Below are 25,112 nucleotides of genomic sequence, written 5' to 3'. Positions count from 1 at the left end.
ATACAAGAAAATGACAACAGGAGATGAAGAGAAATTCCCCGCTTTCATTTTTACACTGATATTTTATTCCAGCTTTAAAGGAAGAAGATGACCCATACTGTTGAACTATACGATACAACACTCCGCGACGGTACTCAGGCTGAGAACTTCAATCTCTCGGTTGACGACAAGATCCGCATTACAGTGGCTCTCGACAAACTTGGAATTGACTACATTGAAGGTGGCTGGCCCGGCTCAAACCCCATTTCAGCAGAATATTTTACCAAGGTGCGCAGCCTCACCCTCAGACATGCTCAACTTGCCGCCTTTGGTTCAACAAGACATTTTCGCAACAAGCCGGAAAAAGACCCAAACCTTCTCGCCCTGATTGCAGCAGATACCCCTGTAATAACCATTTTTGGCAAGAGCTGGGATATCCACGTAGAAGACGCACTTGACATTAAACTTGAGGATAATTTACAGATTATCCAGGACACTCTTGCCTTCCTCCGTCCAAAAGTCGACCACCTGTTCTACGATGCTGAGCACTTTTTTGACGGTTTTAAGGCCAATGAAGATTTCGCCCTGCAAACACTGGCTGCCGCGGTAGATGGTGGCGCCGAAACTCTTATACTCTGCGATACCAATGGCGGTACCTTACCCCATGAACTTCCGCCCATCATAGATAAGGTCCACTCCTATCTCAATGCCCAGGGAAAAGATACTAAGATTGGGATACACGCCCATAATGACTCTGAGACAGCGGTAGCAAACTCACTGATCGCCGTATCCAACTCAAAAGTAAGTCAGGTTCAGGGCACGGTGAACGGCTTTGGCGAGCGCTGTGGTAATGCCAACCTCACTTCCATTATTCCAGCTCTCGTTTTTAAACTCGGGGTAGACTGTGAGGTCCGCAAACATATAGACCGCCTCCACTCCACATCGCGCCTGATCAACGAACTCGCCAACCTGCCGCATAATCGGTATCAGCCCTACGTGGGGGAATCCGCCTTTGCCCACAAAGGTGGAATCCATGTGAGTGCGGTTAAAAAAAATCCCCTCACCTATGAACATATCACTCCAGACAAGGTAGGGAATTTCAGAAGGATACTGATCTCAGACCAGAGCGGACGATCCAACATCCTTCATAAAGCAAAAAAGTGGAATCTCAAACTTGAAGCAAATGACCCTGTTCTTTCGACCATTATTGCTGAATTAAAAGAACTGGAGAACCAGGGCTATCAATACGAAGGTGCAGAGGCAAGCTTTGAACTGCTGATGCGCAGGGCCATGGGCCTACAGCGGAACTATTTCAGGTTTGAAAGCTTTCGAGTGATGAACCATAAATACAGAATGGATAAGCCGCCTCTGACCGAGGCAACCATCCGCCTTTTCATCGGCGGCAATGAAGTTCACACTGCTGCCATGGGCGACGGACCTGTTAATGCCCTTGACGCCGCCATCCGCAAAGCCTTAGTCGGCTATTATCCCTGCCTGGAAGAGATGGAGCTTACCGATTATAAAGTACGGGTCTTAACTGGAGAACATGGCACCCACGCAAGGGTCCGGGTCCTTATTGAAAGTAAAGACGATGTATGCAACTGGGGTACCGTAGGTGTCTCGGTGAACATTATTGAAGCGAGTTGGCAGGCACTCATCGACTCCATCTCCTACAAACTCATGAAAGAAGATAATAAAAGTGACCGCCAAAGGGGCTGATTGTTGTGGGTGTCTCCGAATCTGTTGACATCATAGCGCGCCTAAAACCAGAATACAGTATGGACAGAGGATAGATATTATGAGTGACGAACAGGATACACCAAGAGATCTCTCCTTTGCCCCCATAGTTTCCTCGGAACATCTGACTTCACCTGACTCATGGCCCCTCAGTGAATTCGAATACGGGATGATCGTCGCCCACCACGGGTTTACCCGCTGGATGGTCCGCTGTATGCACGCTGCAGGATACCCGGACTTCAGCGCCCTTGACGTTCTGGTACTGCATAATGTCAACCATCGCAAAAGACAGAAACGTCTCGTCGACATCTGCTTTGTCCTCCACGTAGAAGACCAGCACACGGTCAATTATGCCCTGAAAAAGCTGGTAAAGGGGGGGCTTGTAGCAAGAGAAAAACGTGGCAAAGAAATCTATTATACCGCCACTCAAAAAGGCCAGGATGCGTGCGGCAAGTATAGAGAGATACGAGAGAAATGCCTCACTTCAGCGTACAGAAAACTCATTCAGGAAGGTTCGGAAATGAGTCATGCTGCAGCTCTCCTGCGCTTAATGTCTGGGCTCTACGATCAGGCGTCACGCGCCGCAACGTCCCTTTAACAATCTGTTTCTAAAGGAAAAAGCAACCATAGCAGAAAGACTCCAGGCAAGTCGGCCCCGTAGAACATCTCAACAAAAGTAAAGAACGTTGCGTAGATTTATTGACATTCAGTCAATTATTAACTCCCCATCATATTTGGCAACAGGGTTACAATCTGAGGGATAAAGACAATCAGGCCAAGCCCCAGCAGTAACAGGAGAAAAAATGGCAGTGCGGCCAGGGCAACTTTGAGTATATCCACCCCAGTTAACCCTTGAATAACAAAAAGATTAAATCCCACAGGTGGCGTAATCTGCGCCATTTCCACCACGATCACCACAAAGATACCAAACCAGAGAGGGTCAATTCCCGCCTGTTCGATCATAGGCATAATGACAGAGGTTGTCAGGACCACAACCGAGATTCCATCGAGAAAACAACCCATCACAATAAAAAACAGGGTCAACGCTCCAAGCAGGGCATAAGGTGATAAATGCATCGCTCCGATCCAGCTTGCAAGCATTTTCGGAATACCTGTAAAGCCCATGGCCACCGTCAAAAAGGCCGCTCCAGCAAGAATAAAGGCGATCATTGATGAGGTTTTGGTTGCCCCCATCAGACTATCGAGAAAATTCTCTTTGCTTAGAGAACCTGTATACCAGGAAAGAACCAGGGCAAGCACTACACCTACGGCAGCAGCATCAGTCGGCGAGGCAATACCTGAATAAATAGACCCGATCACTCCTAAGATGAGCAGTAATACGGGAATAAGGCTTTTTGATCGGTTGAGTTTTTCTGCCAGGGTGAAATGTTCTTCCCCTGCAGGAATGGCATCTTTGTGAAACAGCGACCAGACGACCACATAGCCAATAAACAGGGTAACCAGCATACATCCAGGCAGTACGCCTGCAATAAACAACCTGGCAATGGACTGTTCTGTCGCAACACCATAGACGATGAGAATAATCGAGGGAGGGATGAGCAGGCCGAGGGTGGCTGAGCCCGCGAGGGTCCCAAGCATCATCGATTGCGGATAGCCCCGTCTTGCAAGTTCAGGTATAGACATCTTCCCGATGGTTGCAGCCGTTGCGGCGGATGAACCTGAAACTGCCGCAAAGATTCCACAACCAAGAATATTTACATGAAGGAGTCTACCTGGCAGATGGGTAAGCCATGGGGATAAACCTGTAAACATATCCTCAGAGAGCCTGGAGCGAAAAAGTATCTCACCCATCCAGATAAAAAGCGGCAGCGCAGCAAGAGCCCAGCCGTTACTTGCCCCCCATACCGTGGTGGCCATAACCTCGCCAAGGGGCGCATCTGAAAATAAGGCCAAAGCGGCCATGCCAACCGCCATGAGGGAAAATGCAACCCAGACCCCGCCTGCAAGGAGAAAAAAGAGCAACAGAAGAAGTATCAGCGTAAGAAATATCTCAGACATAACCTATAACTCCCCCGTAACGTCAAGACCCACAGTCGTCTCATCTTTGTCGAGCAGCCTTTCTCCCCTATCTTCATAGCTTGGCACCCCACCACGGAGAACCGTAACCAGTTCATCTAAAAGAGCGATGGAGAGAATAATCAGACCAAGCAGCATGAACGACTGGGGAATCCAGATGGGTACAGCAATCATTCCAGGCGACAGATCATTATAGCTATAGGATTCAAGGGTAAGCTTTGCCGTATACCAGCTGAAATAGAGTGAAACACTAAAAGCAAATGCTACACAGCAGATTTCAGTGAAGTGGCGCAATTTTTTCGGCAACTGGCTCAGGACAAGAACAACACGGATGTGCGCCCCTTGCCGCAGGGTATAGGCAAGGGACATAAAAGAGGCGGCTGCAAGCAAAAATCCTGTAAAATCAGAATAGGACGGGATTGTCAACCCTATTGCACTTCCATGCAGAAGCGTGCTGAGGCGATCGATTATATTCAGCACAACCTGAGAAACTACCAGCAGACATATGGCACCAATTGAGGCAGCAGCCATCCAGCAGCTCGACTTATACAAGGCATCCAGCCAGTATCGCATTCCGTCTCCCTGTAAACCCAACGAGAATATCTTAAAGAAAAAAGAAGGCAGCAGTACGTACCACCTTCTTCATCTATACCCGAAGAACCAAGCCAAATAATTATTTGCCCTGATAAACCTTTAACAACTCCGCACCCTCAGCACCGGCCGACGCTTTCCAGTCGACAGTCATTTCCGCGCCAATCTCCTTGAGTCCTGCCATCAATTCAGCACTCGGCGTCACAACAACGATGCCATTTTCTTTCAGAATAGCCGTCTTTTCAGCGGTTTCTTTCTTGCTCATCTCCCAGCCTCTGACCTCAGCCGCCTTTGCTGCTTCTAACACGACATCCTGGGTCTTCTTATCCAGTTTTCTAAAAGCCTTTTTACTGACCACGACGATATTTTTTGGCAACCAGGCCTGTATATCGGTGTAATGGGTCACAAAATCCCAGGCCTTTGAATTGGCCCCCGTCGACGGAGAGGTGACCATGGCCTCAACCCGACCTGTAGTAAATGCCTGCGGAATATCAGGTACTTCTACCTGGGTTGGTGCGGCACCGATTTTATTTGCAAACAACTCAAGTGTGGCATTGTAGGCTCTAAACTTTATGCCTTTGAGATCAGCCACCGTTTTGATTTCTTTTTTGGTATACAAGCCCTGGGGAGGCCACGGAACAGAAAATAGCGGCATGAGCCCCTCTTTATCGAGAAGCGTGGTCACGATGGGACGCTGGGCTTCCCAGAGACTTTTGGCTTCATCATAATTTGTTGCCAGAAACGGCTGGGAGTCTGCCCCAAACACCGGGTTTTCATTGGAGAGCAATGACAGAAAAAATTCCCCAATGGGCACCTGTCCGCCACGGACTGCGTTTTTAATTTCAGGATGTTTAAAAAGAGAACCGGCGGAATGGATGTTTATCTTTAATTCTCCGCCTGTGGCCTCAGCAACTTCGTTTGCAAAGGCAGCAATATTTTCGGTATGAAAGGTTTTATCCGGATACGGCGTTGGCATATCCCAGGTTGCAGCCATAGCAATACAGTTTATCCCCAGGCCCACAGTTACACCAGCCAGCGTTGATAACAAGACTCTTCCTATCTTCATGCGTACACCCCTTTTGTTATGGTTGAGTTATGACCCGCTTCTTCTGCCAACACCTTATGTTTTTACCATTATATTATTTCTACAGAAAAACAGGAATGTAAACAAGATGTTGACTTTTTTGTACATCCTTGCCATTATTTCAATTTAACATCATTTTATCGACATTTTTTCAAAATGCAATACATTTTTGTTAAACAATCTGTCTCAACTCAACGAAATATCGACATATTAAAAAATACATATCGGGGGACACGTTAATGACACAGTGGCAAATTTGGATTGATCGGGGCGGCACCTTCACCGATCTGGTCGCCAAAACACCAGAGGGGAAGCTCGTCAGCCACAAACTCCTTTCTGAGAATCCAGAGAAATACGATGATGCTGCGGTCCAGGGAATCAGGAACCTGCTCGGACTCTCCTCCGATGAACCTATCCCTGAAAACTGCATCGATTCTGTGAAGATGGGAACCACTGTAGCCACGAACGCCCTCCTAGAACGTAAAGGTGACAGAACCCTGCTCGCCATCACCCGCGGCTTTGCAGATGCCCTGCGTATTGGTTACCAAAGTCGGCCGGATCTTTTTGCAAGGCATATAGTGCTGCCCGAAATGCTCTATGAGGAGGTGGTTGAAATAACCGAACGGGTCAGTACAGACGGTGAGGTTATCACAGAAATCGACCTCAAAGATGCCAGAGAAAAACTGCAGCAGAGTTTTAACCATGGCATCCGGGCCATTGCCATCGTCCTGATGCACGGCTACAAATTCACCCTCCATGAACGACAGATATCAGAAATCGCAAAAGAAATAGGCTACACCCAGATCTCAACCAGCCACGGGGTAAGCCCACTCATGAAGCTTGTTTCCCGCGGAGATACAACGGTGGTCGATGCCTACCTCTCTCCCATCCTCAGGCGCTATGTCGACCTCGTTGCCAATCAGCTCAGCTGCACCAGTGAATCCGGCCCCAAACTGATGTTCATGCAATCTAACGGAGGCCTGACCGACGCAAATCTCTTTCAGGGCAAAGACGCCATTCTCTCTGGACCTGCAGGCGGTGTTGTGGGTATGGTGAAAACGGCAACGATGGCCGGGGATACAAAACTCATCGGCTTTGATATGGGCGGCACCTCAACCGATGTCGCCCATTACAATGGCGAATACGAAAGAAGTTTTGAAACCATGGTCGCCGGTATCCGCATGCGCGCCCCTATGATGCATATCCATACTGTGGCTGCAGGTGGAGGATCCATTCTCAATTTTGACGGGTCACGTTTTCGCGTAGGCCCCGAATCCGCCGGAGCAAATCCAGGCCCTGCCTGTTACAGACGAGGAGGCGAGCTTACTGTCACAGACTGCAACGTCATGCTTGGCAAGATTCAACCAAAATATTTCCCGGAAGTTTTTGGCCCTGGGGCGGACGAACCCCTCAACAGAGAAATAGTCCAGACAAAATTCACAGAGCTCAGCCATCTCATAGCAGAAAGTACCAGCCAGCCTCCACAAGCTCCTGAACAAATCGCTGCCGGGTTCCTGCGTATTGCCGTTGAAAACATGGCCAACGCCATAAAAAAGATCTCGGTCCAACGGGGATACGATGTAACGGAATACACCCTGAACTGTTTTGGTGGTGCAGGGGGCCAGCACGCCTGTCTTGTAGCTGACGCGCTGGGCATGAAAAAAGTATTCCTCCACCCCTTCGCAGGCATCCTGTCCGCCTATGGAATGGGCCTTGCCGACATTCGGGCCATGCGTGAGATGCAGCTTGAGATGGAACTCACCAATGCGACTCTTGAGCATATTAAAAAATGCAGTCAACCCTTTATCACCGCCGTAAAAGAGGAAATTTCCGCGCAACAGGTAGACAAATCACAAATCCAAATCATCCAGAAAGGGCACATACGCTATGAGGGAACAGACAGCAGCCTACTCGTAAACATCGGCCCCATTGCTATCATGCAGGAGGATTTTGAAAAGGCTCACCAACAGCGCTTTGGCTTTATCGCCAAAGAAAGACGTTTAATTGTCGAAGCCCTTTCTGTTGAGGGTGTCGGCAGCAGTGAATCTGTGGTCGAAGAACTGACTTCTACAGCTTATGAGCAGGCTCCTCCACTCCAGGCCGATGACACCGCCAAGGTGTTTACAGAAGACCAACACCAGTCGGCCCCGCTCTATCTCAGAGGAAAACTCAAGCCCGGGCAACAGATCACTGGGCCTGCAATTATCGCAGAAAAGACCGGTACCGTCATCGTCGAACCTGGCTGGAAAGCAGAAACCGACAGCGCAGCCAACCTTATCTTAAGACGCTACATTAACCGGCCAAAGCAATATGCGGTCGGGACGTCCGCCGATCCGGTGATGCTTGAGGTTTTCAACAACCTGTTCATGTCTATTGCCGAACAGATGGGAGCAACCCTTGCCAACACCTCGTACTCCGTTAACATCAAAGAGCGCCTGGATTTTTCCTGCGCACTCTTTGATCAGGATGGTAATCTGGTGGCGAATGCTCCCCACGTCCCTGTCCACCTCGGCTCCATGGGAGAATCCATAAAAACAGTTATCAGGGAAAACCACAGGACCATGCAGCCGGGCAACGTCTATATGCTAAACGCACCCTACAACGGGGGAACACACCTGCCTGATGTCACCGTTATAACGCCAGTTTTCGCTGAAGATAACAAAGAGATACTTTTCTACCTCGGATCCCGCGGCCACCACGCCGATATCGGTGGCCGCACACCGGGATCATCGCCTCCTGACAGCAGACATATTGAAGAAGAAGGGGTTCTTATCGATAACTTTCTCCTGGTGGATAGAGGTTATTTTCGCGAGAAAGAGACCCGTGAACTACTCGGGTCCGGCCGTTATCCCTGCAGAAACATCGATCAAAACATAGCTGACCTCACCGCACAGATTGCAGCCAATACAACCGGTCTTGGCGAACTGAGAAAAATGGTGGCAAATTTTGGTATCGACGTTGTTCATGCCTACATGAAACATGTCCAGGACAACGCAGAAGAATCAGTGAGAAGAGTGGTCGACGTGCTTCAGGATTGCAGCTTTATCTACCCCATGGATGAAGGCAGGCAAATCGCCGTACGGATAGCAGTCGACAAAGTAAAAAGAGAAGCCACCATCGACTTCACCGGGACCTCCGGACAAAGTCCAGGCAACTACAACGCACCGGCAGGGGTATGCAAGGCCGCCGTGCTCTATGTTTTTAGAACACTGATTGCAGACAATATCCCTCTCAACGAAGGTTGCATGAAACCACTGAAACTCATTATTCCAGAGCAATCCATGATTAATCCCCGTTACCCCGCAGCGGTGATCTCCGGAAACACTGAGGTCTCCCAGGGAATCACCGATGCACTTTTTGCAGCCCTCGGTGTACTTGCCTCATCCCAGGGAACCATGAACAACTTCGTCTACGGAAATGCCGCTCACCAGAACTACGAGACCATCTGCGGCGGCACCGGGGCAGGACCTGACCATCCCGGAACAAGTGCTGTCCATAGCCATATGACCAACACACGGATGACCGACCCTGAAGTAGTTGAGCACCGTTTCCCTGTACGGGTGGAATCCTTTGCCATTCGTCATGGCTCGGGAGGACAGGGAAAATATTGCGGTGGCGATGGAGTCGTCCGCGAAATCCGCTTTCTCGAACCCATGACCGCAACCATACTATCATCCCACAGAGAAACAGAACCGTACGGCCTACAGGGAGGATTACCTGGAAAAAGAGGAAAGAACATCGTTACTCGAACAGACGGCACAAGACAAATTCTTCGCGGAAACGACGAGGTTTTTTTATCAACCAATGACATGGTAACTATCAAAACCCCAGGAGGCGGAGGATACGGAAAACATTAAATAACAAGCATTTATAAGATATTTTTCTCCGAACACTATTTTTTTTAAGAAAAAATACCAGAAGAGTGTCCTTAGACTAGATAACTCGATAACATTATGTTATCTTGACGCTGTTTGCTGGTTAACGAAACGTTTTTGTGTACATATCCGAGGAACTCTTCAAGGAGAAAAAAATGAAAACCCCAGTACGTGTCGCAATTACCGGTGCTGCCGGTCAAATCAGTTATTCCCTTATTTTCCGGGTCGCAGCAGGGGACATGCTAGGAAAAGACCAGCCTGTCATCCTTCAACTCTTAGAAATCCCTCCTGCCATGAACGCCCTTCAAGGTGTGGTCATGGAACTCAATGACTGTGCCTTTCCGCTGGTCGCAGGTGTTATTGCAACGGATGACCCAAATGTTGCCTTCAAAGATGCTGATTTTGGCCTTTTAGTCGGTTCAAGACCACGTGGTCCCGGCATGGAACGTTCTGACCTCCTCAAGGCAAATGGTGCAATCTTTACGGTACAGGGCAAGGCCTTAAACGACCACGCCAGCCGTAACGTCAAAATTCTGGTGGTCGGCAATCCCGCAAACACCAACTGCCTGATTGCCATGAAAAATGCTCCCGATCTCGATCCTAAATGTTTCACCGCCATGATGCGTCTTGACCATAACCGCTCTCTTTCACAAATTGCCGAGAAGACGGGAAGTCACTCAACCAAAGTGGAGAAAATGGTTGTCTGGGGTAATCACTCCGCCACCCAGTTCCCTGACATCAGCTACGCAACCGTTGACGGAGCTCCTGTTAAGGAAAAAGTGGACAACGACTGGTATGTCAACAATTTTATCCCGACGGTCCAGCAACGCGGTGCCGCAATCATCAAGGCACGTGGGGCGTCCAGTGCGGCATCTGCCGCATCTGCTGCCATTGACCACATGAGAAGCTGGGCGCTAGGCTCAAATGGTGGCTGGGTGAGCATGGGGGTTCCAACCATGGGTAACAGCTATGGCATCGATGAAGAGCTTATTTATTCACGACCTATCATTTGTGAAAACGGTGCATGGAAAGAGATCACCGGTCTTGAAATCAGTGAATTTCAGCGTAAAATGATGAAAGTCACTGAAGACGAGCTCCTCAGCGAAAAGGCCGCCATCGCTGACCTGCTCTAACCCCGAAAAAAGGGATAATTACCTTCACGCAATTCATTCATAAAAAACAAGAGCTCAGCGAAGACTTCGAATGAATTTCTAAGGCACTAAAAAGGCAGAGTTCCATTTTTGAAAGAAATACGCTGACAGCGAGTAAGCTGTCAGCGTATTTTTTTGTCAATCCCAACCATCCAAGCCGTCGAACGCTATCAAGGCTCCTGCACAAGCTCCATGATCCTCTGGCCGTAGGAGCTCTTCAGGGCATCGAGATACTCCTTATCCACAGGCCCCTTCCATGTTTTAACCTGATAAAAACGCTTTGGAATGGAAAAATGAGCGGGCTCAAATCCGGTTTCAACCCGAACCTTCCAGCGCAACCGTCTGATACGCTCGGAGGCTTCCGGGATATCCCCGGCAAGAGTTGAGTAGCCAACAGCGCCGAGACACTCTGCAAGCATAGCATCTGTATAGACAGAACGGGCGAAAAGGCAGGCAACCATAGAGGTCAGAAAAGCCCGGCCAGGCTCATCATCAATTAAGAATTTAACCGCCTTTTCAACGTCTTTTTCACTATTTTTCTGGTCATACCCGTACGCCCCGGTATCCAGATGTGAATGGCGGAATCCAAGGGTCTGCGCAGCAAAATACAGTTCACCGGTTGCATAGCCAGCCATTTCCTGACCAAGTACACAGGCAAACTCACTGCCTCCGTAAACCTCGGCCGCTTTCAACGTTCCCAGCCCAAGGAGGCGATAAAAGTCATTTGCCCCTCGGCCAAGGAACCTTGTCGCCTGCTGATATCCATCCGCATCGCCAAACTGTAAGGGAACCATGGTCTCCTTTTCCGTCAGCAGCCCTTGCGCCATCGCCTCAGTCGCCCAGGCAAGCGCCACGCCGCCCGACATGGCATCGAGTCCAACCCGCTCCATAACATCGAGAATGCGAAGAATAGCAAAAGGATTTTGCACTCCAAGCATGGTACCTGCAGCGAATATAGGTTCATAGTCATAGGCAACCTGATGACAGTGGTACCTGTTCTCCTGGCCCATCTGTTCCCGAATAAAACCGATATGAATGCAGCCAACCGGACAACCGGAACATGCACTGTTACGCAAAAGGGTGTCATCGGCAAAACGCTTGCCCGTTACCGCGCTGATACCCGGATCACTGGTTTTCTGCAGGTTATTCCAGGGCAGGGATGAGATATCGTTGAGCGTCTGTAAATTTGCAGGAGTACCGAGACTATGATATTTTTTCATCATATCAGTGGAGGTCACCAACTGATAGACATCCTTGTACAGTAAGTTGTAATCCTTGCCAGCAGGCAACGCAAAAGCGGCGTCTCCATGAATGACAATACCTTTAATATTCTTGGCACCAAGGGCAGCTCCACCACCCATCCGGCCAAAGTGCCTGTAGGTATCCACATTGATACAGGCCATGGCGGAACCTACCTCACCCGAGGGTCCAATACGCATAATGGAGCGATGTCCGCTTCCGGATTTAAACATCCGCCGAATCAGTTTTCCTGAACTTTCAGCGTCCACTCCCTTTAAAAAGGTAGATTCTTTAAATTCTATATGGTTTGCGCCGATGCTAAGACAACTTAAGGACTTGCACTTGCCCACAATAACAAGGGCATCAAGCCTGGAAAATCGCAGAGAAAGTGCGGCCCGCCCACCTGCATGACTCTCCGTATACTCTCCGTGGTAATTGGATTTAAAAGAACATACCATCTTACTCATGAGAGGAAAGTAGCCAGTCAATGGGCCAATAGCAAAGATGACCGGCTGGAGTGCATCGTTCCAGGCAAGACTCGCCTGACCATATTTTTGATACAGCAGGGCCGCAAGGCCACTGCCTCCCGCGACTTCATTACGTCCCTCCAGCTCAATAATTTTACCTTTAGCCCTGGAAGCGTCGATCAGCAGAATTCTAAATGTGTCACCTATCATGCCGACACCTCATCGACAGTATCGCTCTCCACCATTTCCAGGCAGTTTTGCGGGCAAAAGGCAACACACTGACCACAGTGTATGCAGACATAGACTTCACCATGACGGTCCTGATAAATTGCGTCTACCGGACAGGCGGCAACACAGGCAGAACACTGGATACATAACTTCTTTTTCACAATAACCCCACCGCCAGGCCGGTGGCTAAAAGCCCCGGTCGGACAGACCTCAGCACATGGAGGCGGGTCACACGCAAGGCATCTGTTTGCGACAAAACCTGTGGAAAGACCTCCCGAGGAATGAATCCGAATACCAGCAGTGTTCCAGGAGAGCTTTTTATGTACCAGACGGGCGCAGGCAATCGAGCAGGACTGGCAGCCGATACACTGGTCCATTCTGGGAGTCGTCAGTTGTTTCATTATCCGATATTTTTATGATTTATCTCATTTTTTCTTCTAACAGGTGCATTGACTTTCTTAATATTTCTCTTACGATCCATACGCTGGAGGAAAAATTGCTGCAGGCAAAGACAAGACATTGGAGTCTTGGTTTACTCTGCGGATAATTTTCCTGCGCAACCTGGAACCCAGGCGAAATAGTAATGATTCAAGGAACCCTGCTTATTATCATACACAATACAGTCTGGCAAAAACATCATTAAAAAAAAGCGTGCTTTCATTTTTGACCCTGTTGAGATAGTCTTCCCAGTGTAACGGTGTTTAAAGCGTGCTTTTTTTTGCAGTATATTTGATCATAATACGGAAAACCGACGATGAACGACGATATCGAGAAACTGTTGCACCACTACTTCCCAGCCAGCACGTATTCCAAAAACGATCTCGCCGAAAACATTGAAAAGGCTAAAATCCTCACTCAAGAAGAAGATATCCTCCCGTTTTTATTAACAGCTCTTCTCGATGAAAAAATCCTTGAGGTTGAGCTTGATCAATCCCCTGACCTCTATTTTTCAAGACTTCAGGACAATATCCCGCAGAACCAAACAACTGCTTCCCCTCCAATAACCGAAGACCCAAAAAAACAGGCGCCACAAGAATACATGCCTGGAGACTATCTTCTTGACTTTGACCATATACTGGCACTGCCTCTTGAGCCTGGGCTCGGCAGCCTGCGCCTGCGTCAGTCGGCAACTATTGTACTGCGAATGTTCACTAAAGACTTTGGCGTGGAACTGGGTACCCGATTTCAAGATGTTGTGAAGGTCAACGATCTTCCCATCCTGCAGCTGGCCTACCCATCAATCCTCCGGATACAACCCAATGCCAGAGAATTTCGGGCGAAAGTTTCTGAAAGACAGGAATTTATTGTTGAAATTGAGGGAGAAAAACACCCTGACGGCCTCACCACTACGCCTATTGATATCAGTCGCAAGGGAATGGCACTTGCCATCGAAAAAAATATTCAGAAACAACTCAAGGTCGACGATGAGCTTTTTTTAAAACTCTACATAGAAGACGAGCTCCGAGCCCGTCTCGTCGGCACAGTCAGGCACCTTTCCAGGGTCCGCAAAAGAAGCGGCATTGAATACAGCTGTGGTGTTGAATTTAAACTCACCTCTAAAACGATAACCTCCGTAATGGAGTCGATCGTTGCGGCAACCCAGAGGGCTCACCTCAAAGAGCTTGCCGAAATAGCGGCATCCCGTGGAATTGACATCATGCCGTAAATCATTGCAAACCGCGATTCACGAACTTTTTTAGAGGTTTATCATGATCAGATTTACAATACATCAGCTCGGTGAGCACACTGTGGAAAACATGATCGTCCAAGGTCCATTCAAAGATATCATCCTCACCATGGCGGACCTATTTCTGGTGAGTTACACCGGGCCACCAGAAGACATGGACTATCATTTTACACTCCATGTGATATCCATGTCACAGGGTAATGGCAGGATCCTGGAAATGACACCTGCACCACCAGATGGCCCGGTTCATTAGTAGTAAACGTTTGTAAAACAGTTGCCGATCAGGATACCTTTTTCATGTAATCGGCAAGGGTAAGGTAGTACGTTCCGACTGCGAGCTCAGCGCAGTGGTAGTGATCTTTTGGCAGGGTCCCCAGATATTCTATTACCTGTTCCGGGGTAATCTCCCAGCCTGCTGCAACAGGCTTATTTTCAACCATTTCAGCGACGACATTACAACAGGCGTTGGTATTTATACAACCATCAAGTTCAAAACAGAGCCGCTCCACCCGATCATCTTTTACTTGAAGATACATGGTAATGGTATCCCCGCAATCTCCTGTTTTCGTCCCAACACCGTCATGATTATCAGGCCTTTGCCTTCTCTCCCACAGATAGGCCATCCCTAAATATTCTGTGGAGTGATCGTTCCAAAAATCAAAATCATCTGCCATGGCATGCCCTTTTTACTTTCCAGATCACATCAATCTCTCTCAAGTTACTCATACTCCACCGCAAGGTCCCTTCATCAGGAAGGAATAACAGCCCTTAGGAGGCGAGCATCAACCCCATCGATTAATCAGCTCCACCCAAATGAATAAAGCTCTCCCATGCTGTTCTACTGCCAAAACTATTCGTATTCAAGACAGTAACTGTGCTGATATCATATTTATTTATCCCGCCCTGACTGTCACCCGAACCCAACCAAGCCCAGTACACCTTTCCCCATACAGTTATCGTAAACACCTTACAACTATCCGGATTCATGAAAGACTCAAGACCCAGCTTTGCGCCACAAAAAAAAGAAAATGCACCTATCACACTGTAATTTGGTCATTATACAACATCAAACACTTTTAAAAACGTGGCCTCCAACCTCATCCACCTCGCCCCAGCCAACCAATTATCTTTCCGCATAGACGGAAAATCTTTCCTCTTCTCATGAATAATTATCGACAAGAGGAGAACGACAATGCCTTACGTACTACAATTACAGCTATTTCTGATATCATCTCTCACTGGTACGCATCTTGCTTGATTAATACTGACACAAACAATAATGCTTCTGGGGAGAGGAGTTATGAACAAATACGCAACCACGGCATTAGCCACACTGGTGATCAGCTTAGCTCTTACAGCATCTGTACAGGTTAACTCTATTGCAAATAACAATAGCGGTTCTCTTGGCGCAGAGCTTGCACTCATATATCAAACAGATAGTACCAAGAACAATAGCAATGGTTCACCGCTTCTGCTAACTCAGGGTTCGAAGGTCACGAACTCAAAATCGCCACAAGCCCCTGAACCTGCAACCCTACTATTATTTGGTGCAGGTCTGGCCGGACTTGCTGGAATTATCAGAAACAAACAACATTAAAGATAGCTCTTTCGATCTTTCAGGCAGCACTCAACTCTGAGTGCTGCCTTTTTTATTGACGATCTTACCAAAAACCCCATCACCTTTTACACTCTTTCAGCAGTTTTGCCTGACACAACACATCGGAAGAAAGCCGGTATCGCGGCTATAAGCTGTTTACACTTTTTTCCATGAAAACCCTTTTCTTATACCTCTGGTGAGAAACTATCCTGGCGGATAGGGTGACGTTAACGCATTGGATAAAAAGTTCAGACACAACAAAATCTTATCAATTATGGGTACCTCCCATCGGGATAATATTTGACTTTGCCTGACCAATACAATATCAATAAAGGTACACCTTTTTATCCAGACATGAACAACCTTTTATAAAGGGGAATTTGCATCAGCCACAATACAAGCTCTTGTTTTTAAATTATATTTCTTTTTCTTTAAGCGGAAGTTGGAAAATTCACATTTGGTGTAATGCTCGCAGAGGAATTTACACCGTATTTATTTAACCCCAACAAGCAGGAGGAAACATGAAAAAAACTTTAACAATTGCTTTAGCGTGTATTGCCGTCGGCACGCTACTCTCCTACAACGCCTCAGGTGAGGGAGGCCCCAAGCCTGAACCGTTGCCAAAGGCGAAAACCATTGCAGAACTGGCAGCCCGTTATGACTCCAGCCGCTGCATGGAATGTCACGAAGACGCCCACGATGAATGGTCTGAATCGCTTCATGCCAAATCCATCCTTGGCACTCCACGAACCGCCCCGACTATCATTACAGCCATAGAAAAAGGCTTAAAACTGTTTCCCTATTCGGGTGTCAAAAAAGATTCCGACATTACGGTCGAGAGTCTTATGATGTGCATGAAGTGCCATCTTCCACAACTCGACGAAGCAACCGATGATGTTGCCCGGGAAATTGTTGCCACAATACGCGGCTGGCAGAAAGCCTACAAAGATGGCGATCACGACAAGGTTGACAAACTACAGGCAACCATTGCCAGCCTGAATATTGGCTGTATGGTCTGTCACAACAAAATGGCCATTATCCATAAATACGCAGACGGTTATCCCCAGCCTGACACAGTCTATGGTTCACAGGTTGGCGACCATGAAGATGAAGAAATAAATAAAATGGCCGTTGCACCCGCACTTGGTGAATCCATTTTTTGTGGTCAATGCCATGGCCAGGGGCCAAGCTTTGAACTCGACCACCCCTCGCAGTGCGCAACCGCCTACGGCAGTTATCTTTTTGCCTACGTGGCCCACGGTGGCAACGAATCTTGTCAGGAATGCCATATGCACAAGTCTGAACTTGGCCATAATATGCAATCCTACCGGGATGAAACCATGGCTGAAATGGCCGTCGATGTTACGGTGCACGGCAGATCAATATTCTGGAGAAAAGACAAGGCAGATGGCGTTTTACCAATTGGCATTATTGACGTCGAAATCTACAACAAAACGGGACACGGCATCCCGGACGGCTGACCTACCCCAAACCGGCTGGTCCTGGAAGTGACCGCGAAAACAAACGACGACAAAGAGATCTACAAAGAACAAAAAATCTACATGCCATACCCTGGACGTTTTGGGCGGGGCAAAGAAATGGGTCGAGGCCCCTACGAAAAGAGTGGCCTGTTAAGAGAAACGAGTATTCCTCCACTGGGTCGTGTTCATGAAACTTTTGAAATTACGTACCCCTTTGAAGACGCTAAAAGTGGCAAGGAAACAAGAAGAGAGTTAACCGCCGACGAGCTTACCGTCTCTGTTGTTCTGTGGTACGTACCGTTTGGCGAATTTGATGGAAACGAAGTTGCTTTTTACGAAGAAGAGAAAAAACTGGATCTGAAAACGGAATGGATCTGGAGATAGTGTAACGTAAGGCTATCGCAATTTTCACTCACCCCTGAGGAAGCTGACATCCTGCTCCAAAGGGGTGACTTATTCAAGTATATGTTATTTTGAATTACGCCGACCGCCACAACCTCCACCACCTCGTCCCTTGCCGCCGCCACTACCATCACGTCGACCGACACCTCCACCCTGACCTAACCCTCGGCCTGGACGAGTTGGAGAAGTATTCGCTCCATTTTTCTGCTGTTCCACCTGGGTATTCCCACAATCAGGTCTATTACACCCCGTTCCATCTTTTTGTACCATCGCTATCCTCATATCTTTAATTTCAGCACACCTACATGGTGCACTGTGGGTTCCACCTTTTGTTTTAGGCATATACACATAAAATAATAATGATTCGATGGATTACAACTCCTATGCTTCCGTATAGTCAAAAGACCTATCTCAATTTTTACAGCACCTGCTCCGGGGCAAGAATCCAGGTACTGGCGTAGCTTCCGGCTTCAATCATCTCGCAACCCTCAGGTAGTTCCGCAAGAGCGTTGGCTTCACCAATACGTTCAAGACGACCGGACTCAGGCAACAGGGAGGCGATCAGCTGGTCGCCCTCATAGCGCACCCTGCAATACGTCAACTGTGTCCAATTTTTCTGGCCTTTCAAACTTTTCCCCACAGCAACCTTCCGCTTTTGCGGAAAACAGTTCTCGATACCCATAAGACGGCGACAGCCCGGAAGGGCCAGAAGTACCAGAGCAACGTGATTGGATGGCGGACCGCCTGGAAGATTAAAGACGATGGTATTACCAAGGCGTCCCAGACAGGCACCTTTACCTGGACCTATCCGGACCCTGTGAAAAATCTTTTCCATACCAAGCCTCTCCATTGCCTTCATGGTAAGGTCCTTATCGCCATCAAGAACTCCTCCACAGGTGATAAGAAGATCAGCCTCTTTAACCAGCTCTCCAAACCGCTCTTCTAACCGATCAAGGTTATCACGAAGAATACAGGATGAGGCGTCTATTCCAAGCCGTAGAAGCTCAGCGCCAGCTGTCACCATATTGCTTGCAGCAACTTTGCCGGGACCGATAACATCACCCGGCCAGACCAGTTCACTCCCTGTCGCTGCGATAGCCACTCTTGGAAAGGGGTGGCACAGAAGCTCCCCAACACCAGCAGAGGCCAGCAAACCGAGATGGCCAGGACTTATGATGGTTCCTTTTTTAAGGATACGTTGTCCTTTTGTTATGTCACTTCCCTTGGAAAGGATGTTTCTACCAACGCCTGCATCTGCTGTAACTGCCACATCATTCTGACCTTCTCTTGTAAACTCAGCCGCGACAACTGAAGTCGCGCCAGGCGGAATCGGAGCACCGGTCATGATTCGTACCGCCTTTCCGGAAGTCACTTCAACGGGCCCGCTCTCATCGCCTGCAACCAGTGAACCAATAACAGACAGGACAACCGGCGCTGATGGTGAAGCATGATCAATGTCACTGGCAAACACCGCAAAACCATCCTTGAGCGAGGAAGCCACACTGGGGCAGTTCGATACGGCGTAAACATCCTCGGAACAGACATGCCCAAGCGCCATTGCCAGTGGTGTAGCAACAGGCGTCAGGGCCGGTAAGGAACCAATAAGGCGGTGCGCCTCTTCAAGAGAGATCATACACTTTACTCCTTATGACGGAATCGCTGAAAAATGAGCTGTGACCCAACAAGCACACTGCCTACGACCAAACCACAGAGCAGAGTGGCAAGCAAAGATGGCAGAAACGAAAGTGCGTGGTGGACGACCTCAATATTATGGGTAAACATACCGCCTCCAACCATCAACATGGCAATGGTACCAATAACCCCTAAGATACGAATAACCCAGGGAAGTGATGCAATCAGCAGTCGCCCTGCCCCGTCGAGCATCTTCGCCCAGACCCCTACACCTTGCCCCGCACGCCTGGTCATATACAATCCCATATCATCCATACGAACAAGCAATGCCACGACGCCGTAGACTCCAATCGTGGCCAAAACCGCAATAAAACTCACAACAACAACCTGCACCATAAACTTCTGAGTCATTACCGTACCCAAGGCGATCATCACAATTTCAATGGAGAGAATAAAATCCGTTCGTATTGCAGATTTTATTTTTGTCGCCTCTATTTTCAGCAGTTCTGCCTGACTATGCACCTTTTTTACCGCAGGTTTACCATGAGATTTATGTGATGCCATGTGGTAGATCTTTTCCACCCCCTCATAGCTCAGATATGCCCCACCAAGAAGCAGGATAGGGATAACCAGCCACGAGGCATAAGCACTCAATAAAAAGGCCAGGGGCAAGATTATGAGTTTATTGACAAAAGAACCTTTGGTGATAGCCCAGAGCACAGGTAATTCCCTCGATGCCTGAAAACCTGTCGCCTTTTCTGCATTGACCGCCAGGTCATCGCCTAATATACCTGCTGTTTTTTTTGCGGCCACTTTGCTCATTACTGCTACATCATCGAGCAACACTGCTATATCATCAAGAACAGCGAAGATACCACCCGTCATTACTCCAACTCCTTTTCTCTTGTAAATTATGCCTGGAAAGACAAATCCTGTCTCTTTAGGTATTCCTGTGAGTGAGTTACATCCATTGATAAAGGTCATACGTAGACCCTGCACAACGGATAATCGCGCATTCGCAGGGCCTCATGCCCAATCACACCATCTCTTTGCACTCACAGCATAAACAGGTGTATCGGGTTTATCCAGCATTATTGTAATCCGCCAGGGCAATTCTCGGGTGGTAATGCGACAAACAGCAAATCTGTATACTACAGATGCAATTTCAAATGTTTTTTGTACACATTTTTATATGGATCGGTCTGTTCCCATAATTTTCTCGCAGCCGAGTCATCGCTTCAAACGTACAAGCAATGAGACCAAACTATGTTCAGCCGCCCACCTGAAACCTTTTAATTGAGCAATATACAGGTTCATAGCCAGACCTTTTGGCAAGACTCATAATTTCACTGGAACATAGTCGAAATTACAGGTAGGTTAAGAAGTGGCTGAGATTACTTTCATCTTGAAAAATAGTATAAAAATATGGTTTTCTGACAAGAAAAGCTCCTCTTCGAGTAAATATTTCTCTGATTATTTACAGTTGGTTATAATTTTTTAGTACGAGCAATAATGACGGCGACAAAAAACAGTAACGAGAATCAATGGGTTTACCTGACAGGAAAAGAAATTTACAATTTTCTGGGTAGAGTCAAAGGGAGGCTAAAGGGTATTACCGTCTACGCCCTTGTCGGGAAAAGCGGTACAGGAAAAAGTTTCCGAGCCAAACTTCTCGCGGAAAAGCTCGGTATCCCATACATTATTGACGACGGCCTGCTTATTTTCGGCGATACCATTCTAGCGGGAAGGTCCGCAAAACAGGAAAAACTCTATGTAAGCGCTATTAAAACTGCGCTCTTTCTTGACCCGAAACAGCTGGAAAAAGTCACCAAAGTTTTGCGTGAGCGAAAAGTAAAAAAGATCCTTCTGCTGGGGACATCCAGTAAAATGGTTGAAAAACTGGCCAGCCAATTGGATTTGCCACCTATCAGCCAGATTATCCAAATTGAAGAAATCGCCAGCAAGGAGGATATCGAGGCTGCCATTAAATCCCGTTTTGAAGAAGGCAAACATGTTATCCCTGTTCCCGCCATTGAAGTAAAAAGGGACTACGCGCAGATCCTCTCTGATTCGATCCGTATTTTTTTTAGCGGTGATAAACGCAAAGACGGCGAAAAAAAATCCAAGTTTTTTGAAAAATCCATCGTCCAGCCGGATTTTCATCAGGAGGTCACATCCGGTGGCAGGGTTACCATCACCGAGGCAGCCCTTACCCAGATGATCCTGCACTGTATTGATGAATACGACGATGAAATTCAGGTGAAAAAGATCAGGATTAAGGTTTTACGATCTGGATACTCTATCTCTCTGCGTATTATTGTGAGCTATGGTAAAACCCTGACCGGCGGACTCGACAAACTGAGCAGGTATATCTGTGACACAATCCAGCGTTATACGGGTATCATCATTGAGGATCTGGACATTACCGTCGATGAAATCGTCGTCAAGAAAGAGAAAAACTGATATATATAATTCACTCCGGCTGCATCCGTTGCACACTGCTATGCTTTTCTTGATACTGCGATATTCGCCCAGGCATTCACAACATCATCTATTGCAGATGAAGCGTCGTTATCTGCCAGGGACACCCCACCAGAAAATGCAGGCCAGGCCGTTATTCAAGAAAAAACCTCATCCACTTCCCTGCGGCGAAGATTTACGACACCCTGCTCCATCTTTTCCAGAATATAGGTAATGTCCTGCATATCTCCCTCTATTGTCGGCATTAAGGCAACATTGAAGGCTTTTTCTTTTTTATTCAACTGATTGCAAAACAATAAATAACTCGATTTATTCTGGTAATAGGCTCGTAAACGTTCTGCATGGCTTTTTCCAGAGGCCTGTAACAATGAACAGTAGTGGTCAACCAAAAGAGACATCCAATCACGGTATAAGGGTATTGCCGTTGCTGGGAGAGTATCGGCCAACGCCACCAGCTGATCGAGATCCGGCGATTTTCTGTTTTGTAGAGCGTCAAAAGCTGTATCCAGAGCACGACGCCTGGAGACGAGATAATTGTCTGTGAATTCTTGCAGTCCATTGGAGTATTGTTTGATCTTATACGCGTAATACACAAAAAACACAGGGATCAGTATCATCCAGACAGAGGGAACTGGTTTTTCAATTACCGTTCGGGCAAGCTGCCTGGCCATTATTTCTTCGTTGTCGACAATCTGTCTTTTTTTCTCATCCATGGAGAGGTTGCTCATAGTCACTCTACCACTTGTCAAAGTTGTAATTCCGCCTGATTATATCGCAGGCAAAGTCCCACTTTCATTTCCACTCAGGGTGACGGACGATATGACCTTGTATCTTTGGCATTAAGAACTGTCTCAAGATACAGCTCAGCCTCTTTTACCTGTTCCACATCTGTATAATAGTAACGACTGGGATCAATTCCGTTGTCATCAAGATATGAAGACATCTGACTCAGGATGGGAAATGAGTTGGTGAGAAAAGGTAGAAAAGCGTAGACAAACAGCAAGGCACCACCAAGGAGAACAGTAAAACCACTTAATCGGTACAATAGACTTTTTTCGACGAGCGCTTCCATAATTTCACTCACCTCCCGGGGAGAAAAACCATCCCCGGGTCGGCTCCTTGTAGAATTATATTTTCGCGGTGATCTCAGGGAACACCAGGTAAAACATGATATAGGCCATAGTCAGGGTGAGTGCCAGATTGAGGGACTGACCACAGACATAGAGGATCAGCGGCTTACCGCCTTTGAAGTATTGAGCGAGCTCCCGGAAGTTGGTGGAAAGACCGATTGCAGCAAACGACAAGGCAAAAAACCAGCCGCGCAACAGCCGTGTACCACCACGAACCGCACCCTGATCAATCAGGGCACTGCTCATGTCCTGCCCCATACTACTGTCAAGAAATGAAAACAGAATAGATGCCGCAAGAAAGCCAATAACGAATTTTGGAAAACGGTGCCAGATTTCACCAACGCCCACGGTTCTTTTCTCTGTGCCGTCCTGTTCCACTTTCATACACCAGTACAAGGCTACACAGAAGGCGGTTACACCAATCATGACGTTCTGAATCATTTTTATGGTTGCCGCGACATAAAGAGCTTTATCCCCAAGAAAAGCACCCGCTGCAGCAACGGCCCCTGTGGCGTCAATGGTGCCGCCCATCCAGGCGCCGCCAAGAATTTCGGGCATACCAACGGCTTTAATAAAGGCTGGCATGGCAATCATCATGATTGCGGTGAAAACCAGTGATAAACCAATAGAGAGGGTCAGCTCTTCCTTTTTTGCCCGGCACGCTGCAGCAGTTGCAATTGCAGCGGATGTACCACAAACAGACATATCAGCAGAGATTACTATGTTGAGTGTCTTGGAAGGCATCTTTATAACCTTCTGCCCCAGGATATAGGTCGTAATGAGAACGACCGGAGTAACAACCCAGGCAACAAAGATACCGGGAATACCAATCGACATAATTTTGCTGAACAGTACTTCCGCTCCAAGCAGGACAAGACCTGTTTTAATGAAGAATTCAACCTTACAGGCGGGAAGGGCAAACTTCGGAGTACCGATTGAATTGGCAATAATCATACCCAGCAGAACACCCCAGGCCTCGGCACCAAAACCATACTGTTTGGATATCGCCTGTCCACCAAGCAGGTAGGCGAGGACTGAAACCAGAAAAACGACCACAAACCCCTTGGCAAACCCTGTAAAACTCTCCCCCATCATAAAAACGCCGCAACCGAAAAAGACGATCATAAAAAAGCACAGCACAATCAGAGTTGGAATATAATTGTACGCTTTATTGCCTACCTTTTTCTTTGCCGAGGCAACTTTTTTTTCAGCCGCCCGCCAATCAGATATTTTTGCTATCGCCTCATCATTAAGAGCCTGGTCCTGAAAGGAGCTGCCCGCTGCTGCATCTTCGGCCTGGGTGGCAACAACAAGGGCTGCCGATGCCTTGGCCTTGGCCTCCTCATAGGCAGGCATTGCCTTATCGTTCATGGCCTTTGCCCGGGATTCTGACTGGACAAAAGCATCGACCGGATTGGTACTCCAATTACCGGGGTGCTTGGTCCAGTGGGACATGAATTTACCAAAGGCGGTAACACCCGAAGCCTTCAATTCCTTCGCCTGATCAGCCTTATACCAGGCAATTGTCTTGAAAGGTGCTCTTTCCGTCTCCGACGCCTGAATCTGTTTTGCCGCATTAATTTTCTGGGCAAAATCCGCCTTTGGTGCAAATCCTAAATAGGCCACGAGACAAACAGCAATAACAAGGAATCCAAGCCAGATAGCCAGGTAATCCTCCTTGGTCCAAAGATCTGACCACTGACTTTTGCCATGGTCTACAACAATGTTTGTATCTGCTTTTGCCATCTCCGATCCCTCCTTGTTTTTTTGTTGCACCGATCGGTTTTTAATGACGTCCGGTGCTCACGAACCAACGAACGATTGCCTCACTTCAATCCGAAATTGCTCAACACGACAGCACAAGCGTTGAACACGACCAACTCGCAAAACATCAAGACAGAGGTAAACAGACAATGACCAGCTGTACCGGAAAAGTTTCCAGAAGTATTTCACTCCATCATCGCAGAAACTTCAGCTCAGCTAGGCCTTATGCAGCATCTTTTTATACTCTCAAAACCTATCAAAAGATTTGCACCTAAACAATCGTTTCGTCAAGTGATTTTTGCAGTCAGGATGTGGTGGAGGGGACGACAACCTATTGTCTGGCCAGTGACAACAGACAACAGCCATCGAAAGGTCAGGAAAAAGCATGGATCGTAATCGTAAAAATTTACAGCGTACCTTGAAACCTGAGTTCCCGGAATTGTGTAACGATGAAAATACAGTAACCCTATAATAATGTGTTAAATAATACGATTTTCCTTGCATAAAACATCGTTACAATATATATTATTGTAACGAGAAAAAGGAGGAT

General features: G+C 47.6%; 21 protein-coding genes. 9 read left to right on the top strand and 12 right to left on the bottom strand.

What is annotated here, in order from left to right:
* Window positions 1–87 precede the first annotated feature (87 nt).
* Complete coding sequence (cimA, locus tag FCL48_RS21905) at window positions 88–1,698, top strand: citramalate synthase (protein WP_136875704.1); 1,611 nt, start codon at window positions 88–90, stop codon at window positions 1,696–1,698.
* A gap of 79 nt (window positions 1,699–1,777) precedes the next feature.
* Window positions 1,778–2,314, top strand: a complete 537-nt coding sequence (locus FCL48_RS21900; protein ID WP_136875702.1) for a winged helix DNA-binding protein — start codon at window positions 1,778–1,780, stop codon at window positions 2,312–2,314.
* A 119-nt stretch (window positions 2,315–2,433) separates the two neighbouring features.
* Here the strand turns inward: FCL48_RS21900 and FCL48_RS21895 are convergent, their stop codons facing one another.
* The 3 genes from FCL48_RS21895 to FCL48_RS21885 all read right to left on the bottom strand — a co-directional run bounded on the left by FCL48_RS21895 (window position 2,434) and on the right by FCL48_RS21885 (window position 5,410).
* Complete coding sequence (locus FCL48_RS21895; protein ID WP_136875700.1) at window positions 2,434–3,735, bottom strand: TRAP transporter large permease; 1,302 nt, start codon at window positions 3,733–3,735, stop codon at window positions 2,434–2,436.
* Between the two features lie 3 nt (window positions 3,736–3,738).
* Window positions 3,739–4,326, bottom strand: a complete 588-nt coding sequence (locus tag FCL48_RS21890; RefSeq protein ID WP_136875698.1) for a TRAP transporter small permease — start codon at window positions 4,324–4,326, stop codon at window positions 3,739–3,741.
* A gap of 100 nt (window positions 4,327–4,426) precedes the next feature.
* The gene (locus tag FCL48_RS21885) at window positions 4,427–5,410 is read right to left on the bottom strand and encodes a TRAP transporter substrate-binding protein (RefSeq protein WP_136875696.1); all 984 of its coding nucleotides are present in this window, start codon (window positions 5,408–5,410) and stop codon (window positions 4,427–4,429) included.
* A gap of 257 nt (window positions 5,411–5,667) precedes the next feature.
* On the opposite strand from FCL48_RS21885, the gene FCL48_RS21880 reads away from it, so the two are divergent.
* Window positions 5,668–9,285, top strand: a complete 3,618-nt coding sequence (locus FCL48_RS21880; RefSeq protein WP_136875694.1) for a hydantoinase B/oxoprolinase family protein — start codon at window positions 5,668–5,670, stop codon at window positions 9,283–9,285.
* Window positions 9,286–9,458: 173 nt separating this feature from the next.
* The gene (locus FCL48_RS21875; RefSeq protein WP_136875692.1) at window positions 9,459–10,436 is read left to right on the top strand and encodes a malate dehydrogenase; all 978 of its coding nucleotides are present in this window, start codon (window positions 9,459–9,461) and stop codon (window positions 10,434–10,436) included.
* A gap of 188 nt (window positions 10,437–10,624) precedes the next feature.
* On the opposite strand, the gene FCL48_RS21870 is transcribed toward FCL48_RS21875, so the two are convergent.
* Both FCL48_RS21870 and FCL48_RS21865 read right to left on the bottom strand, forming a co-directional pair.
* Window positions 10,625–12,370, bottom strand: a complete 1,746-nt coding sequence (locus tag FCL48_RS21870) for an aldehyde ferredoxin oxidoreductase C-terminal domain-containing protein (protein WP_136875690.1) — start codon at window positions 12,368–12,370, stop codon at window positions 10,625–10,627.
* Window positions 12,367–12,789, bottom strand: a complete 423-nt coding sequence (locus tag FCL48_RS21865) for a 4Fe-4S binding protein (RefSeq protein ID WP_136875688.1) — start codon at window positions 12,787–12,789, stop codon at window positions 12,367–12,369. The genes FCL48_RS21870 and FCL48_RS21865 overlap by 4 nt, the downstream gene beginning before the upstream one ends.
* A gap of 353 nt (window positions 12,790–13,142) precedes the next feature.
* Between FCL48_RS21865 and FCL48_RS21860 the strand changes: the two genes are divergently transcribed.
* Window positions 13,143–14,054 (top strand): PilZ domain-containing protein, encoded by a 912-nt coding sequence (locus FCL48_RS21860; protein WP_136875686.1) that lies wholly within the window; start codon window positions 13,143–13,145, stop codon window positions 14,052–14,054.
* 43 nt (window positions 14,055–14,097) lie between these two features.
* Window positions 14,098–14,328, top strand: a complete 231-nt coding sequence (locus FCL48_RS21855) for a hypothetical protein (RefSeq protein ID WP_136875684.1) — start codon at window positions 14,098–14,100, stop codon at window positions 14,326–14,328.
* Window positions 14,329–14,356: 28 nt separating this feature from the next.
* Here FCL48_RS21855 and FCL48_RS21850 read toward each other — a convergent pair whose 3' ends face one another.
* Window positions 14,357–14,749: an iron-sulfur cluster assembly scaffold protein gene (locus tag FCL48_RS21850; RefSeq protein WP_136875682.1), complete on the bottom strand. Its 393-nt coding sequence runs from the start codon at window positions 14,747–14,749 to the stop codon at window positions 14,357–14,359.
* A 626-nt stretch (window positions 14,750–15,375) separates the two neighbouring features.
* Between FCL48_RS21850 and FCL48_RS21845 the strand changes: the two genes are divergently transcribed.
* Both FCL48_RS21845 and extKL read left to right on the top strand, forming a co-directional pair.
* Window positions 15,376–15,672, top strand: a complete 297-nt coding sequence (locus FCL48_RS21845; protein WP_169309324.1) for a PEP-CTERM sorting domain-containing protein — start codon at window positions 15,376–15,378, stop codon at window positions 15,670–15,672.
* A 521-nt stretch (window positions 15,673–16,193) separates the two neighbouring features.
* Complete coding sequence (gene extKL, locus FCL48_RS21840) at window positions 16,194–17,537, top strand: multiheme c-type cytochrome (seleno)protein ExtKL (RefSeq protein ID WP_256374307.1); 1,344 nt, start codon at window positions 16,194–16,196, stop codon at window positions 17,535–17,537.
* 84 nt (window positions 17,538–17,621) lie between these two features.
* Here the strand turns inward: extKL and FCL48_RS25070 are convergent, their stop codons facing one another.
* The 3 genes from FCL48_RS25070 to FCL48_RS21825 all read right to left on the bottom strand — a co-directional run bounded on the left by FCL48_RS25070 (window position 17,622) and on the right by FCL48_RS21825 (window position 20,171).
* Window positions 17,622–17,825 carry a hypothetical protein gene (locus FCL48_RS25070; RefSeq protein ID WP_169309323.1) on the bottom strand — a complete coding sequence of 68 codons (204 nt, stop codon included), beginning with the start codon at window positions 17,823–17,825 and terminating at the stop codon, window positions 17,622–17,624.
* 148 nt (window positions 17,826–17,973) lie between these two features.
* On the bottom strand, window positions 17,974–19,188 hold the full coding sequence (glp, locus tag FCL48_RS21830; RefSeq protein ID WP_136875674.1) for a gephyrin-like molybdotransferase Glp: 1,215 nt from the start codon (window positions 19,186–19,188) through the stop codon (window positions 17,974–17,976).
* A gap of 5 nt (window positions 19,189–19,193) precedes the next feature.
* Window positions 19,194–20,171 (bottom strand): DUF808 domain-containing protein, encoded by a 978-nt coding sequence (locus FCL48_RS21825; RefSeq protein WP_240744920.1) that lies wholly within the window; start codon window positions 20,169–20,171, stop codon window positions 19,194–19,196.
* 528 nt (window positions 20,172–20,699) lie between these two features.
* On the opposite strand from FCL48_RS21825, the gene FCL48_RS21820 reads away from it, so the two are divergent.
* A complete protein-coding gene (locus FCL48_RS21820) occupies window positions 20,700–21,650 on the top strand; it encodes a hypothetical protein (protein WP_240744919.1) in 951 nt (316 codons plus the stop codon).
* Between the two features lie 155 nt (window positions 21,651–21,805).
* Here the strand turns inward: FCL48_RS21820 and FCL48_RS21815 are convergent, their stop codons facing one another.
* From FCL48_RS21815 to FCL48_RS21805, 3 genes are all read right to left on the bottom strand, one after another.
* A complete protein-coding gene (locus tag FCL48_RS21815; protein ID WP_136875670.1) occupies window positions 21,806–22,396 on the bottom strand; it encodes an NF038143 family protein in 591 nt (196 codons plus the stop codon).
* A gap of 74 nt (window positions 22,397–22,470) precedes the next feature.
* A complete protein-coding gene (locus FCL48_RS21810; protein WP_136875668.1) occupies window positions 22,471–22,740 on the bottom strand; it encodes a hypothetical protein in 270 nt (89 codons plus the stop codon).
* 55 nt (window positions 22,741–22,795) lie between these two features.
* The gene (locus FCL48_RS21805) at window positions 22,796–24,544 is read right to left on the bottom strand and encodes a YeiH family protein (RefSeq protein WP_136875666.1); all 1,749 of its coding nucleotides are present in this window, start codon (window positions 24,542–24,544) and stop codon (window positions 22,796–22,798) included.
* Between the last annotated feature and the right edge of the window lie 568 nt (window positions 24,545–25,112).

Origin of the sequence: Desulforhopalus sp. IMCC35007 (assembly GCF_005116575.1) — a bacterium.
GTDB lineage: Bacteria > Desulfobacterota > Desulfobulbia > Desulfobulbales > Desulfocapsaceae > Desulforhopalus_A.
This window is presented reverse-complemented; position numbering and strand designations above follow the sequence as displayed.

Excerpts from the sequence above, each read along its gene's own strand:
- FCL48_RS21815 (WP_136875670.1), bottom strand. The coding sequence starts at position 22,396 with ATGAGCAACCTCTCCATGGATGAGAAAAAAAGACAGATTGTCGACAAC.
- FCL48_RS21885 (WP_136875696.1), bottom strand. The coding sequence starts at position 5,410 with ATGAAGATAGGAAGAGTCTTGTTATCAACGCTGGCTGGTGTAACTGTG.
- FCL48_RS21810 (WP_136875668.1), bottom strand. The coding sequence starts at position 22,740 with ATGGAAGCGCTCGTCGAAAAAAGTCTATTGTACCGATTAAGTGGTTTT.
- FCL48_RS21825 (WP_240744920.1), bottom strand. The coding sequence starts at position 20,171 with ATGACCTTTATCAATGGATGTAACTCACTCACAGGAATACCTAAAGAG.
- FCL48_RS21900 (WP_136875702.1), top strand. The coding sequence starts at position 1,778 with ATGAGTGACGAACAGGATACACCAAGAGATCTCTCCTTTGCCCCCATA.
- FCL48_RS21860 (WP_136875686.1), top strand. The coding sequence starts at position 13,143 with ATGAACGACGATATCGAGAAACTGTTGCACCACTACTTCCCAGCCAGC.
- FCL48_RS21865 (WP_136875688.1), bottom strand. The coding sequence starts at position 12,789 with ATGAAACAACTGACGACTCCCAGAATGGACCAGTGTATCGGCTGCCAG.
- FCL48_RS21895 (WP_136875700.1), bottom strand. The coding sequence starts at position 3,735 with ATGTCTGAGATATTTCTTACGCTGATACTTCTTCTGTTGCTCTTTTTT.
- cimA (WP_136875704.1), top strand. The coding sequence starts at position 88 with ATGACCCATACTGTTGAACTATACGATACAACACTCCGCGACGGTACT.
- FCL48_RS21850 (WP_136875682.1), bottom strand. The coding sequence starts at position 14,749 with ATGGCAGATGATTTTGATTTTTGGAACGATCACTCCACAGAATATTTA.
- FCL48_RS21880 (WP_136875694.1), top strand. The coding sequence starts at position 5,668 with ATGACACAGTGGCAAATTTGGATTGATCGGGGCGGCACCTTCACCGAT.
- FCL48_RS25070 (WP_169309323.1), bottom strand. The coding sequence starts at position 17,825 with ATGGTACAAAAAGATGGAACGGGGTGTAATAGACCTGATTGTGGGAAT.
- FCL48_RS21870 (WP_136875690.1), bottom strand. The coding sequence starts at position 12,370 with ATGATAGGTGACACATTTAGAATTCTGCTGATCGACGCTTCCAGGGCT.
- FCL48_RS21845 (WP_169309324.1), top strand. The coding sequence starts at position 15,376 with ATGAACAAATACGCAACCACGGCATTAGCCACACTGGTGATCAGCTTA.
- FCL48_RS21805 (WP_136875666.1), bottom strand. The coding sequence starts at position 24,544 with ATGGCAAAAGCAGATACAAACATTGTTGTAGACCATGGCAAAAGTCAG.
- FCL48_RS21820 (WP_240744919.1), top strand. The coding sequence starts at position 20,700 with ATGACGGCGACAAAAAACAGTAACGAGAATCAATGGGTTTACCTGACA.
- FCL48_RS21855 (WP_136875684.1), top strand. The coding sequence starts at position 14,098 with ATGATCAGATTTACAATACATCAGCTCGGTGAGCACACTGTGGAAAAC.
- glp (WP_136875674.1), bottom strand. The coding sequence starts at position 19,188 with ATGATCTCTCTTGAAGAGGCGCACCGCCTTATTGGTTCCTTACCGGCC.
- FCL48_RS21875 (WP_136875692.1), top strand. The coding sequence starts at position 9,459 with ATGAAAACCCCAGTACGTGTCGCAATTACCGGTGCTGCCGGTCAAATC.
- FCL48_RS21890 (WP_136875698.1), bottom strand. The coding sequence starts at position 4,326 with ATGCGATACTGGCTGGATGCCTTGTATAAGTCGAGCTGCTGGATGGCT.